Origin of the sequence: Bradyrhizobium sp. 2S1, from assembly GCF_011516625.5 — a bacterium.
GTDB lineage: Bacteria > Pseudomonadota > Alphaproteobacteria > Rhizobiales > Xanthobacteraceae > Bradyrhizobium > Bradyrhizobium septentrionale.
Genome location: NZ_CP147717.1, coordinates 811,541 through 825,028 on the forward strand (window position 1 = coordinate 811,541; position 13,488 = coordinate 825,028).

Annotated in this window: 9 protein-coding genes and 1 pseudogene; 4 read left to right on the forward strand and 6 right to left on the reverse strand. The window is 64.7% G+C overall.

The annotated features are described in order from the left end of the window. Nucleotides 1-24: 24 nt before the first annotated feature. Nucleotides 25-3,669, forward strand: coding sequence for an indolepyruvate ferredoxin oxidoreductase family protein (locus HAP54_RS03910; RefSeq protein WP_166298825.1), 3,645 nt, complete (start codon nt 25-27; stop codon nt 3,667-3,669). On the opposite strand, the pseudogene HAP54_RS03915 reads toward HAP54_RS03910, so the two are convergent. The 3 genes and pseudogenes from HAP54_RS03915 to HAP54_RS03925 all read right to left on the reverse strand — a co-directional run. Beyond that, a pseudogene (locus HAP54_RS03915) lies at nt 3,640-4,077 on the reverse strand (sodium:solute symporter); the annotation flags it as partial. The gene HAP54_RS03910 and the pseudogene HAP54_RS03915 overlap by 30 nt on opposite strands. A gap of 105 nt (nt 4,078-4,182) precedes the next feature. Next, nucleotides 4,183-5,187, reverse strand: a complete 1,005-nt coding sequence (locus HAP54_RS03920; protein ID WP_224741380.1) for a tripartite tricarboxylate transporter substrate binding protein — start codon at nt 5,185-5,187, stop codon at nt 4,183-4,185. 219 nt (nt 5,188-5,406) lie between these two features. Beyond that, nucleotides 5,407-6,315: a LysR family transcriptional regulator gene (locus HAP54_RS03925; RefSeq protein WP_166298826.1), complete on the reverse strand. Its 909-nt coding sequence runs from the start codon at nt 6,313-6,315 to the stop codon at nt 5,407-5,409. A 140-nt stretch (nt 6,316-6,455) separates the two neighbouring features. Here HAP54_RS03925 and HAP54_RS03930 point away from each other — a divergent pair, with 140 nt between their 5' ends. Further along, nucleotides 6,456-7,604: an HlyD family secretion protein gene (locus HAP54_RS03930; protein WP_166298827.1), complete on the forward strand. Its 1,149-nt coding sequence runs from the start codon at nt 6,456-6,458 to the stop codon at nt 7,602-7,604. Nucleotides 7,605-7,905: 301 nt separating this feature from the next. On the opposite strand, the gene HAP54_RS03935 is transcribed toward HAP54_RS03930, so the two are convergent. Then, complete coding sequence (locus HAP54_RS03935; protein ID WP_166298459.1) at nt 7,906-9,069, reverse strand: IS4 family transposase; 1,164 nt, start codon at nt 9,067-9,069, stop codon at nt 7,906-7,908. 311 nt (nt 9,070-9,380) lie between these two features. On the opposite strand from HAP54_RS03935, the gene HAP54_RS03940 reads away from it, so the two are divergent. Both HAP54_RS03940 and HAP54_RS03945 read left to right on the forward strand, forming a co-directional pair. Then, a complete protein-coding gene (locus HAP54_RS03940; RefSeq protein ID WP_166298828.1) occupies nt 9,381-10,997 on the forward strand; it encodes an MDR family MFS transporter in 1,617 nt (538 codons plus the stop codon). Between the two features lie 34 nt (nt 10,998-11,031). Then, nucleotides 11,032-11,490 carry a carboxymuconolactone decarboxylase family protein gene (locus tag HAP54_RS03945; RefSeq protein WP_166298829.1) on the forward strand — a complete coding sequence of 153 codons (459 nt, stop codon included), beginning with the start codon at nt 11,032-11,034 and terminating at the stop codon, nt 11,488-11,490. 204 nt (nt 11,491-11,694) lie between these two features. Here the strand turns inward: HAP54_RS03945 and HAP54_RS03950 are convergent, their stop codons facing one another. Together HAP54_RS03950 and HAP54_RS03955 are read right to left on the reverse strand one after the other, a co-directional pair. After that, nucleotides 11,695-12,555, reverse strand: coding sequence for a D-amino-acid transaminase (locus HAP54_RS03950; RefSeq protein WP_166298830.1), 861 nt, complete (start codon nt 12,553-12,555; stop codon nt 11,695-11,697). A gap of 191 nt (nt 12,556-12,746) precedes the next feature. Continuing rightward, nucleotides 12,747-13,478: an amino acid ABC transporter ATP-binding protein gene (locus HAP54_RS03955; RefSeq protein ID WP_166298831.1), complete on the reverse strand. Its 732-nt coding sequence runs from the start codon at nt 13,476-13,478 to the stop codon at nt 12,747-12,749. Nucleotides 13,479-13,488 lie beyond the last annotated feature (10 nt).

Sequence of the window (13,488 nt, forward strand, 5' to 3'; positions counted from 1 at the left end):
ATTGCGATTCCAGGAGGCTCAGTCATGGGCCAGATGCCGCTGCTCGACGCCTACCAGCTCTCCGAGCGCTACAGCCGCGAACGCGGCCGCGTCTTCCTCACCGGCACGCAGGCGATCGTCCGCATCGCGCTCGACCAGATCAGGCGCGACCGCGCCGCAGGCCTCAACACCGCGGGCTTCATCTCCGGCTATCGCGGCTCGCCGCTCGGCGGCGTCGATCTCGAACTGTGGAAGATCGGCGAGCGGCTGAAGCAGAGCCGCATCGAATTCCTGCCCGCGGTCAACGAGGACCTCGCGGCAACGGCCGTGCTCGGCTCGCAGCAGGTCGAGACGCAAAAAGACCGCGAGGTCGATGGCGTGTTCGGGCTGTGGTACGGCAAGGGCCCCGGCGTCGATCGCTCCGGCGATGCGCTGAAGCACGGCAATGCCTATGGCTCCTCGCCGCATGGCGGCGTGCTGGTCGTGGCCGGCGACGACCATGGCTGCGTGTCGTCCTCGATGCCGCACCAGTCGGATGTCGCCTTCATGAGCTGGTTCATGCCGACGCTGCATCCGGCCGATGTCGGCGAATATCTTGCCTTCGGCGAGTATGGCTATGCGCTAAGCCGCTTCTCCGGGATGTGGGTCGGCTTCAAGGCGATCTCGGAGATCGTGGAATCCGGCGCCTCGGTCGAGCTTGCGCCGCCGCGCGTCTTCGCGCTGCCGGAGTTCGTGCCGCCGCCCGGCGGCTTGCATTATCGCTGGCCCGATCTGCCGGGGCCGCAGATCGAGGAGCGGCTGGAGGCCAAGAAGCATGCGGTCTACGCTTTCGCAAAAGCTAATCCGATCGACCGCCGCATCTACGACATCAGGAACGCGACCTACGGCATCGTCACCACGGGCAAGGCGCATCTCGATCTGATGGAAGCGCTGCGGCTGGTCGGCCTCGATGAAGCCGCCTGCCGCCGCTTCGGCATCGACATCTACAAGGTCGGCATGGTGTGGCCGTTGGCGCTGCACGATGCGATGGAGTTCGTGAAGGGCAAGCGCGAGATCCTGGTGGTCGAGGAGAAGCGCGGCATCATCGAGAGCCAGTTCAAGGAGTATTTCTACGACTATCCCGGCTCCAAGCCGGAGCGGATGGTCGGCAAGCATGACGAGCGAGGGGCGCGGCTGATCTCCTGGATCGGCGAGTTGTCGCCGCTGATGCTGGCCGACGTGCTGGCGCGGCGGCTCGATCCGATGTTCCCCGAGCTGCAACTCGCGCGCCGCGTCGCCGCGCTCGCGCCGGAACGGGATCGCACGATCGCAGTGCCGGGCGCGACGCGGACGCCGTACTTTTGCTCGGGCTGCCCGCACAATACGTCGACGAAGGTGCCTGAAGGATCGAAGGCGCTGGCCGGCATCGGCTGCCACTTCATGGCGAGCTGGATGGACCGCGAGACCTCGTCGCTGATCCAGATGGGCGGAGAAGGCGTCAACTGGGCGGCATCGTCGAGATTCACCGGCAACAGCCATGTGTTCCAGAATCTCGGCGAAGGCACCTACTATCACTCGGGCTCGATGGCGATCCGGCAGGCGATCGCGGCCAAGGCCAACATCACCTACAAGATCCTGTTCAACGACGCGGTGGCGATGACCGGCGGCCAGCCGGTCGACGGCCCGGTCAGCGTGCAGGCGATCGCGCACAGCGTCCGCGCCGAGGGCGTCGCGCGGATCGCGCTGGTGTCGGATGATCCCGCGCAGTTCGCTCCGGCGGATTTGCCCGGCGGCGTCACCATCCATCCGCGCGAGGAGATGGACGCCGTGCAGCGCGAGCTGCGCGAGATATCAGGCGTCACCGTACTGATCTATCAGCAGACCTGCGCCACCGAAAAGCGCCGGCGGCGCAAGCGCGGCACGATCACGGATCCCGCGCGTTTCGCCTATATCAACGACCTCGTCTGCGAGGGCTGCGGCGACTGCTCGGTGGAATCCAACTGCCTCAGCGTCGAACCCAAGGAGACGCCGTTCGGCCGCAAGCGCAAGATCAACCTCTCGACCTGCAACAAGGACTTTTCCTGTCTCAACGGCTTCTGCCCGAGCTTTGTCACCATCGAGGGCGGCAAGCGGCGGGCGAAGGGCGCAAGCGCGATCGATCCGCTCGCACGTGCCGCCGCGCTGCCCGCGCCGGAGCTTGCGCCGCTCGACAAGCCCTACGATCTGCTGGTGACCGGCGTCGGCGGCACCGGCGTGATCACGGTCGGCGCGCTGATCGCCATGGCCGCGCATCTCGAGGGCCGCGGCGTCTCGGTGCTCGACTTCACCGGCTTTGCGCAGAAGTTCGGCCCGGTGCTGAGCTATCTGCGGCTTGCCGCGGCGCCCGGGGCGCTGCACCAGGTGCGGATCGACCAGGGCGCGGCCGACGCGCTGATCGGCTGCGACCTCGTGGTCAGCTCGTCGGCCAAGGCCTCCGGGACCTATCGCAGGGGCATGCGCGCCGCGGTGAATTTGGCGGAGATGCCGACCGGCGATGTGGTGCGCTTCCGCGACGCCGACCTCGCCTCGCCGGTGCGGCTGCGCGCCATCGAGCGGGTGATCGGATCAGGCAACCTCACCGCGATCGACGCCAATGCGCTGGCCGAGCGGCTGCTCGGCGACAGCGTCTACGCCAACATCATGATGCTCGGCTTCGCCTGGCAGCAAGGCCTGGTGCCGGTCTCGCTCGACGCGCTGACCCGCGCGATCGAGCTCAACGGCGTCACCGTCGAGCGCAACAGGCAGGCGCTGGCCTGGGGCCGGCTAGCCTTTGCCGACCCGGATTTCTTGCCGAAGGCCGAGAATGCCGACGCCAACGCGCCCGAGACGCTGGAGCAAATGATCGCCCGGCGCGCCGATTTCCTGCGCGATTACCAGGACGAGGCCTACGCCGCGCGCTATCGCGCGACGGTCGATCGTGTCCGTCGCGCCGAGGCGGCGCTCGGTGGCGACCGCGAACAAGGTGCGCCCCCTCTCCCGCTTGCGGGGGAGGGTTGGGGTGGGGGTGTCTCCACGAGTCGTACCGCGGAGAGAGCCCCCACCCGTAACGCATCTGTCGATGCGTTACGGCCTCCCCCGCAAGCGGGAGAGGCGGACCGAGCTCGCGGCGAGGCTGAACTCCCCCTCACCGACGCCGTGGCGCGCTCGCTGTTCAAGCTGATGGCGTACAAGGACGAGTATGAGGTGGCGCGGCTACATATGCAGACGGGCTTCCTCGACGAGCTCAAGCGCGAATTCGATGGCGACTATCGCGTACAGTACCATCTGGCGCCGCCATTCCTCGCCTCCGGGCACGATGCGCGAGGACGGCCGCGCAAGCGCGCATTCGGCCAATGGATCCAGACGCCGTTGCGATTGCTTGCGAGCCTGAAAGGATTGCGCGGCACGGCGTTCGACGTGTTCGGCTACACCGCCGAGCGCCGCGCCGAGCGCGAGCTGATCGGCTGGTACGAGACGCTGATCGATACGATCATCGGCAATCTCGACAAGACCCGCCTGCCCGATTTCGTCGCGATTGCAAAAGCGCCGATGGAGATCCGCGGCTATGGGCCGGTGAAGGACGCCGCGATCGACAAGACCAAGGCGGAAGTCACGCGGCTGACCGCGCGACTTGTCGCCATCCCACCAGATGCCGGCGACGGCTCAGGCCGCCGCGCTGCGCTTGGCGGGTGATATCAGGCCGACCACGACCGTCGCCGCCACAGCGACCACGATGTTGAGCAAGAGCGCGCCGAGCCCGACATAAAAGGTGTAGCTGGAACCGCCGAGCGAGATGCTGGCGAGCGGCTTCAGTCCGTTGCTCCATGACGTGTACGTGCCCCAGCCGATGCCGACCGCCCAGCCGAGCAGCAGGCCTTCGGCTCGGAACCAGACGGTGAACAGGCCGAACACCAGCGCCGGCAGCGTCTGCACGATCCAGAGGCCGCCGAGCAGTTGCAGGTCGAGCGCATATTGCGTCGGCAGGAACAGGATGAAGGCGAGCGCGCCGACCTTCACCACCAGCGAGGTGATCTTGGCGACCGACGCCTCACCGGCATGCGAGATGTCCGGATTGACGTAGGACTTCCAGACATTGCGGGTGCCGGCGTCCCGTCATCAACGACCCCAGGAGCTGTTCGTTGCGTCTAGAATCACAGTTGCTCATGGCGATGCTAAAAGGTGTGATCGCTGTGCTGTGCATGCCGCCTATTCGGCCTTGATGCCGGCGTCCTGGATCACCTTGCGCCAGCGCGCCTCCTCGCCGGCAAAGTAGCGGTCGAGCTCGGCCGGCGGCTGGGCCACCATCACGAGGCCCTCATTGACGCTGAGCCTCTTGAAGGCCTCCGCCTGCACGGCCTTGGCCGCGGACTTGTTGAGGCGGTCGATGACCTCTGACGGCGTGTTTGCTGGCGCGTAAAGGCCGTACCAGGATTCCGCGGCGTAGCCGGATACGCCGGCTTCCGAGACCGTCGGCAGTTGCGGGAACGAGGCCGAACGCTCGGCCGAAGTGACTCCGATCGCGCGCAGCTGCCCAGCCTCGACCAGCGAGGCGCAGCTTGCGACCGTGGTGAACATCACCTGGATCTGGCCGCCCATCAGGTCCGTGATCGCGGGCGCCGCGCCCTTGTAGGGAACGGTGGTGAGATTGACGGACGCCATGTGCTTGAACAACTCGCCGGCCAGATGCGCCGAGGTGCCGGTGCCATAGGTCCCGTAGGAGAGCTTTTCCGGATCGGCCTTCGCGGCCGCGATCAGGTCTGCGATCGACTTGATCGGCGAAGCCGGATTGACCACCACGACGTTGAACGAGCGCGCCACCAGCGCCACGGGCGCAAAGTCCTTGTGCGCGTCATAGGGCAGCTTGCGGTAAAGGCTCGGATTGACGGCGTTGGCGAAGGTCGCCATCAGCAGCGTGTAGCCGTCGGCCGGACTGGTCGCGACGCTCTGGGTGCCGATGATGGTGCCCGCCCCCGGCTTGTTCTCGATGATGATTGTGACGCCGAGATCCTTCTGCATCTCCTGCGCCAGCGTGCGCGCGACGGCATCGGTGCCGCCCCCCGGCGCGAACGGCACCACGATTTTCACGATATGGTCGGGATAGCCGGCGAGCGCCGGCGCCTGCAGCAGCACATTTGCTGCGATCGCGAACAGAATGGTGGTCAGGTATCGCAACATCATCAACGGCCCCGGCGCAGCTGCTGCGTCCTTCATACACGCAGTGGCCATGCAAGGGATGCCGGGCGGTCATGACGCGGAAGGAAACGCTGTGCTGCCAGACCCGTCATCCTGAGGTGCGAGCGGAGCGAGCCTCGAAGGATGAACGGCCCGGCTGGTGGCCGTCGATCCTTCGAGGCTCGCAAGAGCTCGCACCTCAGGATGACGGAGATAGATTTGGGAGCGTAGCGTTAGCAAGCTCGAACACACCGCTCCTCACGAATACGGATTGATCAGCTTCTGCTGCTCGGTGGCGTGATGCACCAGGAGGTCGATGAAGGTGCGGACCTTGGCCGAGAGATGATGGCGGTGCGGATAGACCGCGTTCATCGTCAGCTCGACCGGCCGGTACTCCGGCAACAGCCGGACCAATTCGCCTGACTCCAGCTCGTCGCGCACCAGGAAGCCGGCCGCCAAGTAAACGCCGACGCCCGCCATTGCGGCGAGCTTCAGCGTCTCGCCGCTGTTGGAGATCAGATTGCCCGAGGCCCGGACCGATGCCGGCGCGCCCTTGCGGTCGACGAAGCGCCATTCGTCGAAGGGATAGCTGATGTGACGGATACAGTTGCGATCAGTGAGGTCGGCGAGCTGCTCGGGCTTGCCGTGCTGCGCGATGTAGCTGTGCGAGCAGCACAGCACGTGCCGCCAGGTTGCGATGTTGCGCACGATCAGGCTGGAATCGGGCGGCGGGATCATCCTCACCGCGAGATCGAAATTCTCGTCGATCAGGTCGACATTGCGCTCGCCAATCGCGAGATCGACCTTGACGTCGGGATACGTCGCCAGGAACTCGACGACCGCGGGCGAGAGGAACTGCACGACATGGGTGTTGGTGTAGATGCGCAGCGTGCCGCGCGGCACCGATTGCTGCGCACTGGCGACTTCATCGGCCTGCTCGATATCGGCGAGGATCTGGACGCAGCGGTCGTAATAGGCCTGGCCGATTTCGGTGAGGCTGACCTTGCGCGTGGTGCGGTTGAGCAGCCGCGCGCCGAGCCGGTCCTCCAGCGACTGCACGTGGTTGCTCACCATGGTGGTGGACATGTTGAGCTTGCGGCCGGCCGCCGAGAAGCCGCCGGAATCCACGACCCGGACGAAGGCGGTCAGGCTGGTCAGGCGATCCATTCGGCAGGTCCGGATTATCAGCGCTGGCTTGATAATGCTTCCAGTTTTATCGGGATTATCACAGCCGGGAGGATATTGCATCTAGGGGGCCTGGCAGGCGCCCTTTCTGGAAGGACGCAGATTTCGACCAGGAGGACGCCATGTCGACCACGACCTATACCCCTGAAGAATCAGCTAAAATTGGTCTTCGCCCGTCCCGCAAGGCGATCAAGCGGGTGGCGCTCGGCCTCGCCGCGGGACTGGGCATCATCGCCGCCGCCGACTTCGGCTACGACTACCTCACCACCGGCCGCTACCTCGAATCGACCGACGACGCCTATGTGAAGGCGGACTCCACGATCATCGCGCCGAAAGTGTCGGGCTACATCGCCCGCGTGCTGGTCACCGACAACCAGCCGGTGAAGGCCGGCCAGTTGCTGGCCCAGATCGATGATCGTGACTACCGCACGGCGCTCGGCCAGGCCAAGGCCGATGTCGACGCCGCTGGAGCCTCGGTGCGCAACCTCGATGCCCAGCTCGACCTGCAACAGCCAATCATCGATCAGAGCACTGCCGATGTCGAAGCCGCCGAGGCCAATCTGAAATTCGCGCAGGAAGAACAGACCCGCTACGACGGGCTGATGAAGTCCGGCTCCGGCACCATTCAGCGTGCGCAGCAGACTGACGCGGCTCTGCGCGCCAACACCGCGCAGCTGCAGCACGCCAAGTCGGCGCTGTCGGCGGCGCAGCGCAAGGTCGACGTGCTGACCACGCAGCGTGCCCAGGCTGTTGCGCAGGCCGACCGGGCCCGCGCGGTCGAGCAGCAGGCCGAGCTCAATTTGTCCTACACAAAAATCACCGCGCCGGTCGACGGCACGGTCGGCGCCCGGACGCTCCGCGTCGGGCAATATGTGCAGGCCGGCACCCAGCTGATGGCGGTGGTGCCGCTCGATGCGGTCTATGTGGTCGCCAATTTCAAGGAGACGCAGCTGACCCATGTGCGCAACGGCCAGCCGGTCGAACTCACCGTCGACAGTTTCCGCGGCACCACGCTGAAGGGCCATGTCGACAGCCTGTCGCCGGCCAGCGGTCTCGAATTCGCGCTGCTGCCGCCCGACAACGCCACCGGCAATTTCACCAAGATCGTGCAGCGCGTGCCGGTCAAGATCGTGCTCGACGACCGCAGCCTCACCGGCCTGCTGCGTCCGGGCATGTCGGCGATCCCGACCGTCAATACCAAGGCGACCGTGCTGGCCGATCGTGAAGAGAAGCGGCGGCTGGCATCAGTGACGCGGCCGAGTGGCGGGTAGCGCTTAAACACTCTTCGATTCAATTGACGCGATCGATCACCGCATCGGTGGTCGATCGCGTTTTTGCTATGCCCCCTACGTCGTGTTCTTCGTGCCGCGATCACCGGCGACAGGGCTCCCTCCCCCCCTGCGGGGGAGGGTTGGGGAGAGGGGTGCCGCTTGCTCTGACGTCAGACGGATCGCGACTGCCGCTAGTAACGCGTCAGCAGGATTGAAGCGGCTCGCGTAGTCTCCGGCACCAATGCCCGGGGCACCCCTCTCCCCACCCTCTCCCGCTTGTGGCAGGGCTGTCCGGGGAAATTCAACCATAGCAGAGTTCCATCTGGTTGAGGGGCGTTCTGCATTTGCGGCGGCTAGGGTTGATTGGCGGAGGCTTGTCGATGCTGGCGAAGGCTCGCCGGGTGAACAGGAACTGGCTGACGAGTTCGGCGAGCCTGAGCGGCAGCATTTTGATGCAGTTGGTCCGCGCGGCAATGCGCAACAGTAGGTAGGCAATCATCGCAGCAAGCACTTGCAGGCGGATTGCATTGTCGTTGGTGCCGAGGAACTTGCGGATGTCGAGGTGCTGCTTGATCCAGCGGAACAGCAGTTCGATCTGCCACCGGCTCTTGTAGAGGGCGGCGATCTCGACGGCCGTTCGGGTCGTATCGTTGGTGAGAAGCGTGATCACGCCGCCGTTCTCCCGCCTGACCTTGATGCGCCGCAGCGGTATAGGCAAACGCGAGTCGCCCTTACTGGTGAGCTTCACCTCGTCGTCGACGATGATCCTGAAGCCGTCCCCCTTGCTGTTGCGGATGGTGCGATGCCTGACCGCGCGTAGCCGGATGCTCGTCTTCGGCCGGGTCACGAAGAAAGCCTTGCTATCATTGATCTTCTGCCACCAGTCGAAACGGCAATATCCCTTGTCGAACACGTAGGTTGTGCCGGCCTGGATCGGAGTCTGGCGACCGATCTCGATATCGTTGACGTTGGCAGCCGTCACCTCGACGCACTTCGGGATATCGCCCTTGGGATCGTAGACCACGTGCAGCTTCATGCCGCGGATGCGGCCGTTCCACACCGCCCAGGTGCAAACTTTGCCAAGCGGGATCGGACTGGCGTCGATCAGGCGCACCATCTCCTTGCCTTCGCCCCGCAACTGCCGGCTTGCCATCGCCGACAATCGTGCAAAGGTTTGCGCAAAAATGCTGGACGGGCGGCGGGTATTGGCATCCGACAGCGTCGAGCGGGACAACCTGCCGGTGCCCAGATGATAGTGATGCTGAGGATTGGCGTTGAAGCCGGTCACCACGGCGCGCAGGCTGTTGTTCCCGCTCAACTGCGCATAGATCAGCGCTACCAGGTGATCCCAGCTCTTGAACGACTTGTCGTAGGCATCCCCGTCCAGACGATCCACAGCCGTCTGAAACTGCCGCCGATTGATCGGTTCAAGCAGCCTACTAAAAATGCTATCGCGAAATCGCATGCTCGGCCTTCTGTGTCTCGACAACCAGAAAAGACCGATTTGCCTCGGTTTTGCCGAGCATGCACCGCGACACAGTGAATCATTCCCCGGACAGCCCTGCGCTTGCGGGGGAGGGAGCCTGAGAGGCGTGCTCACCTCACAAACCAATCGCCTGCGCGAGCTGAGCCCGTGTTGCAGTGGCCGCTGCCGCAGTCACGAGCGCAAACCACAGCGCGATTATCAATTACAAGAGGACAATCCTTCCAGTCTTTCCCGGATTATCGAAACCGGCCGCCTAATGCATCTTGCGCGGGCAAGCAGGAAACACTCCGATGACCGCGCTCCAGCCCACCGTCAATGCAGCCGACGCTGCTACCCTCACCCCGCCCGCCACGCCGGCGACGCCTGCGATCCCCACGAAAACCTGGATCGCGGTGATCGGCGCCACGCTCGGGGCGTTCATGGCGGTGCTCAACATCCAGATCGTCAACGCCTCGCTCGCCGACGTGCAGGGCGCGATCGGCGCCGGGATTGACGATGGCGGCTGGATCTCGACCTCTTACCTGATCGCCGAGATCGTGGTGATCCCGCTCTCCGGCTGGCTCGCGCAGGTGTTCTCGGTGCGCATCTATCTGCTCACCAACGCAGCCCTGTTCCTGGTGTTCTCGGCGGCGTGCGCGCTGGCGCAGGATCTGCCGCAGATGATCGCGCTGCGCGCCATCCAGGGTTTTACAGGCGGCGTGCTGATCCCGATGGCGTTCACGCTGATCATCACGTTGCTGCCCAAGGCGAAGCAGCCGATCGGGCTTGCGCTGTTCGCTCTGTCGGCGACGTTCGCGCCCGCGATCGGCCCGACCATCGGCGGCTATCTCACCGAGAACTGGGGCTGGCAGTACATCTTCTATGTCAACCTGGTGCCCGGCGCCGTGATGATCGCGATGCTGTACGTCTCGCTCGATCCGAGCCCGATGAAGCTGTCGCTGATCCGCCAGGGCGACTGGCTCGGCATCATCACCATGGCGATCGGGCTTGCCGCGCTGCAGACCGTGCTGGAAGAAGGCAACAAGGACGACTGGTTCGGCTCGCCCTTCATCGTCCGCCTGTCGGTGATCGCCGCCGTCTCGCTGACAGCCTTCCTGATCGTCGAATTCACCGTCGAGAAGCCGCTGCTCAACCTGCGCCTGCTCGCCCGCCGCAATTTCGGCTTCGGCATGCTGGCCAACTTCCTGCTCGGCATCGCGCTGTACGGCTCGGTGTTCATCCTGCCGCAGTATCTGGCGCGCATCCAGGGCTACAACGCCGAGCAGATCGGCATGGTGCTGGCCTGGACCGGCCTGCCGCAGCTGCTGCTGATCCCGCTGGTGCCGCGGCTGATGCAGCGCTTCGATCCCCGCATCATCATCGGCATCGGTTTTGCGGTGTTCGCCGGCTCCAACTTCATGAACATCTTCATGACCAAAGATTACGCCACCGATCAGCTGTTCTGGCCCAACGTGGTCCGCGCCATCGGCCAGGCCCTGGTGATGGCTCCGCTGTCGGCAGTCGCGACCGCGGGCATCGAGATGGAGAACGCCGGTTCCGCCTCCGCCTTGTTCAACATGATGCGGAACCTCGGCGGCGCCGTCGGCATTGCGGTGCTGCAGACGCTCTTGACCAAGCGCGAGCAGTATCACTCCAATGTGCTGATGCAGTCCGTCTCGCTGCTGGAGCAGGCCACCCGCACCCGGATCGAGCAGATGACGCAGTATTTCATGAATCACGGCGTCGCCGATCAGGCCACCGCCGCCCACCGTGCCATCGCCGCGATCGGCAACGTCGTGCAGAAGCAGGCCTACATCCTCGCCTTCAGCGACACGTTCTATCTGCTCGGCGTGGCGCTGATCATAGCGCTGGCAGCGACGTTGGTCCTGAAGAAGCCCGGCCAGCTCGGCGGCGGCGGCGCACACTAAATTTCATCCCCAACCCCGACCAAGGAGAACGACCATGAAGCCCCGCATGAATTTCTACCAGGCCGCACCCGAGACGATCAAAGCGCTGGTCGCGGTGGAAACCCAGATCACTGCCAGCGGTCTCGAGCAATCGCTGATCGAACTGGTCAAGACCCGGGCCTCGCAGATCAACGGCTGTGCCTACTGCATCAACATGCACACCGAGGACGCCCGCAAGCATGGCGAGACCGAGCAGCGGCTCTATCTGCTCAACGCCTGGCGCGAGTCCCCGCTCTACTCCGAGCGCGAGCGCGCGGCGCTGGCCTGGACCGAAGGGCTGACGCTGGTATCGGAAACGCACGCGCCCGACGCCGATTATGAGGCGGTGCGCGCGCAGTTCTCGGACAGCGAGCTCGTCAACCTGACCACGCTGATCGGCGCTATCAACGCCTGGAACCGGATCGCCATCGGCTTCCGCGCGGTGCATCCGGTGAAGGTGAAGGTCGCGGCGTAAGGGGCGGCCGCAACCCTTCTCCGTCATCCTGAGGTGCGAGCTCTTGCGAGCCTCGAAGGATGCACGGCCCCGCTGGTGGCCGTCGACCCTTCGAGGGCCGCTAAAGAAGCGGCCACCTCAGGGTGACGGGTTTGGCCTTTGCGCTAGCAGCAAGCCATCTATCGAAGCGCGATGGCTTGCCGGGTCAAGCCCGGCAATGACGCCTTAAACCGCAGTCGCCTTGGCGAACTCGACATAGATCTCGCGCAGGCGGTCGGTGATCGGGCCGACCTTGCCAGTGCCGACCTTCTTGCCGTCGATCGCGACCACGCCCTGCACGAACACCGAGGCGCTGGTGATGAAGGCTTCCTTCGCGGCGAGCGCTTCCTCGACCGTGAAGGCGCGTTCCTCGATGCGAAGCTGGCGCTCCTCGGCGAGCTTGACCACCGCCTTGCGGGTGCAGCCGGGCAGGATCTCGTTGCCGTTCTGCCGGGTCACGATGACGTCGTCCTGGGTGACGATGAAGGACGAGGACGAGCCGCCCTCGGTGACCTTGCCGTCCTCGATCATCCAGGCCTCGCCGGCGCCGGCCGCGGCCGCCGCCTGCTTGGCCAGCACCTGCGCCAGCAGCGCCACGCTCTTGATGTCGCGCCGCTCCCAGCGGATGTCGGGCACCGTGATGACGTTGATGCCGGTCTTGGCCGAGGGCGCGTTGATGATGTCCTTTTCCGAGGTGAACATCACCAGCGTCGGCTTGACGTCGGCCTTCGGGAACGGGAAGTCGCGCCCCTTGTCTGCGCCGCGGGTGACCTCGAGATAGACCATGCCGTTGACGAGGTTATTGCGCGCAACGAGCTCCTTCTGGATCGCCTCGATCCGCTCCAGCGTCTCCGGCAGCGCGAGCTGGATCTCGCCGACCGAACGCTTGAGCCGCGCCAGATGCGAGGCGTTGTCGATCAGCTTGCCCTCGAGCACCGCGGCCACCTCGTAGATGCCGTCGGCAAACAGGAATCCGCGGTCGAACACCGAGACCTTGGCCTCGGAATGCGGCACGAACGAACCGTTGACGTAAGCGATCTTTTCCACGCGAGTTCTCCTGCGGACGAAGGACTAGTTTCAGGCCTTCGTATACGCAAATTGTTAACGGGGATAAACCCCGGCCGCCGTCATTCCGGGATGGTCCGAAGGACCAGACCCGGAATCTCGAGATTCCCCGGTGCGCAATTGCGCACCTGAGGTTCGATGCTTCGCATCGCGCCGGAATGACGGCTGAGAGATCAGTGCTGCAAGATCTTCGACAAGAACTTCTGCGCGCGGTCGCTGCGGGGCTTGCCGAAGAAGTCGACCTTCTTGGCGTCCTCGACGATCTCGCCGCGGTCCATGAAGATCACGCGGTCGGCGACCTTGTTGGCAAAGCCCATTTCGTGGGTCACGACCATCATGGTCATGCCCTCGCTGGCGAGGTCGACCATCACGTCGAGCACTTCGCTGATCATCTCGGGGTCGAGCGCCGAGGTCGGCTCGTCGAACAGCATGGCGATCGGGTTCATCGCGAGCGCGCGAGCGATCGCGACGCGCTGCTGCTGGCCGCCGGACAATTCTGCGGGGAATTTCTTGGCGTGGTCCTTCAGCCCGACGCGATCGAGCAGCTTCATGGCGGTGACCACGGCGTCGTCATGCTTGCGTCCCAGCACCTTCTCCTGGGCGAGGCAGAGATTGTCGATGATCCGCAAGTGCGGAAACAGCTCGAAGTGCTGGAACACCATGCCGACGCGCGAGCGCAGCTTCGGCAAATCGGTCTTGGGGTCGTTTACCTTGATGCCGTCGAGGATGATGTCGCCGCCCTGGATCGGCTCCAGCGCGTTGACGCATTTGATCAGGGTCGACTTGCCCGAACCGGACGGGCCGCAGACCACCACCACCTCGCCCTTGGCGACACTGGTGGTGCAGTCCTTCAGCGCCTGGAAGCTCGGCCCGTACCATTTGTTGACGTGATTGATCTCGATCATGATGGCTCAA

Coding starts and splice junctions, on each gene's coding strand:
- HAP54_RS03925 (WP_166298826.1), bottom strand. CDS start 6,315: ATGGATCGCCTGACCAGCCTGACCGCCTTCGTCCGGGTCGTGGATTCC.
- HAP54_RS03955 (WP_166298831.1), bottom strand. CDS start 13,478: ATGATCGAGATCAATCACGTCAACAAATGGTACGGGCCGAGCTTCCAG.
- HAP54_RS03930 (WP_166298827.1), top strand. CDS start 6,456: ATGTCGACCACGACCTATACCCCTGAAGAATCAGCTAAAATTGGTCTT.
- HAP54_RS03945 (WP_166298829.1), top strand. CDS start 11,032: ATGAAGCCCCGCATGAATTTCTACCAGGCCGCACCCGAGACGATCAAA.
- HAP54_RS03935 (WP_166298459.1), bottom strand. CDS start 9,069: ATGCGATTTCGCGATAGCATTTTTAGTAGGCTGCTTGAACCGATCAAT.
- HAP54_RS03940 (WP_166298828.1), top strand. CDS start 9,381: ATGACCGCGCTCCAGCCCACCGTCAATGCAGCCGACGCTGCTACCCTC.
- HAP54_RS03910 (WP_166298825.1), top strand. CDS start 25: ATGGGCCAGATGCCGCTGCTCGACGCCTACCAGCTCTCCGAGCGCTAC.
- HAP54_RS03920 (WP_224741380.1), bottom strand. CDS start 5,187: ATGAAGGACGCAGCAGCTGCGCCGGGGCCGTTGATGATGTTGCGATAC.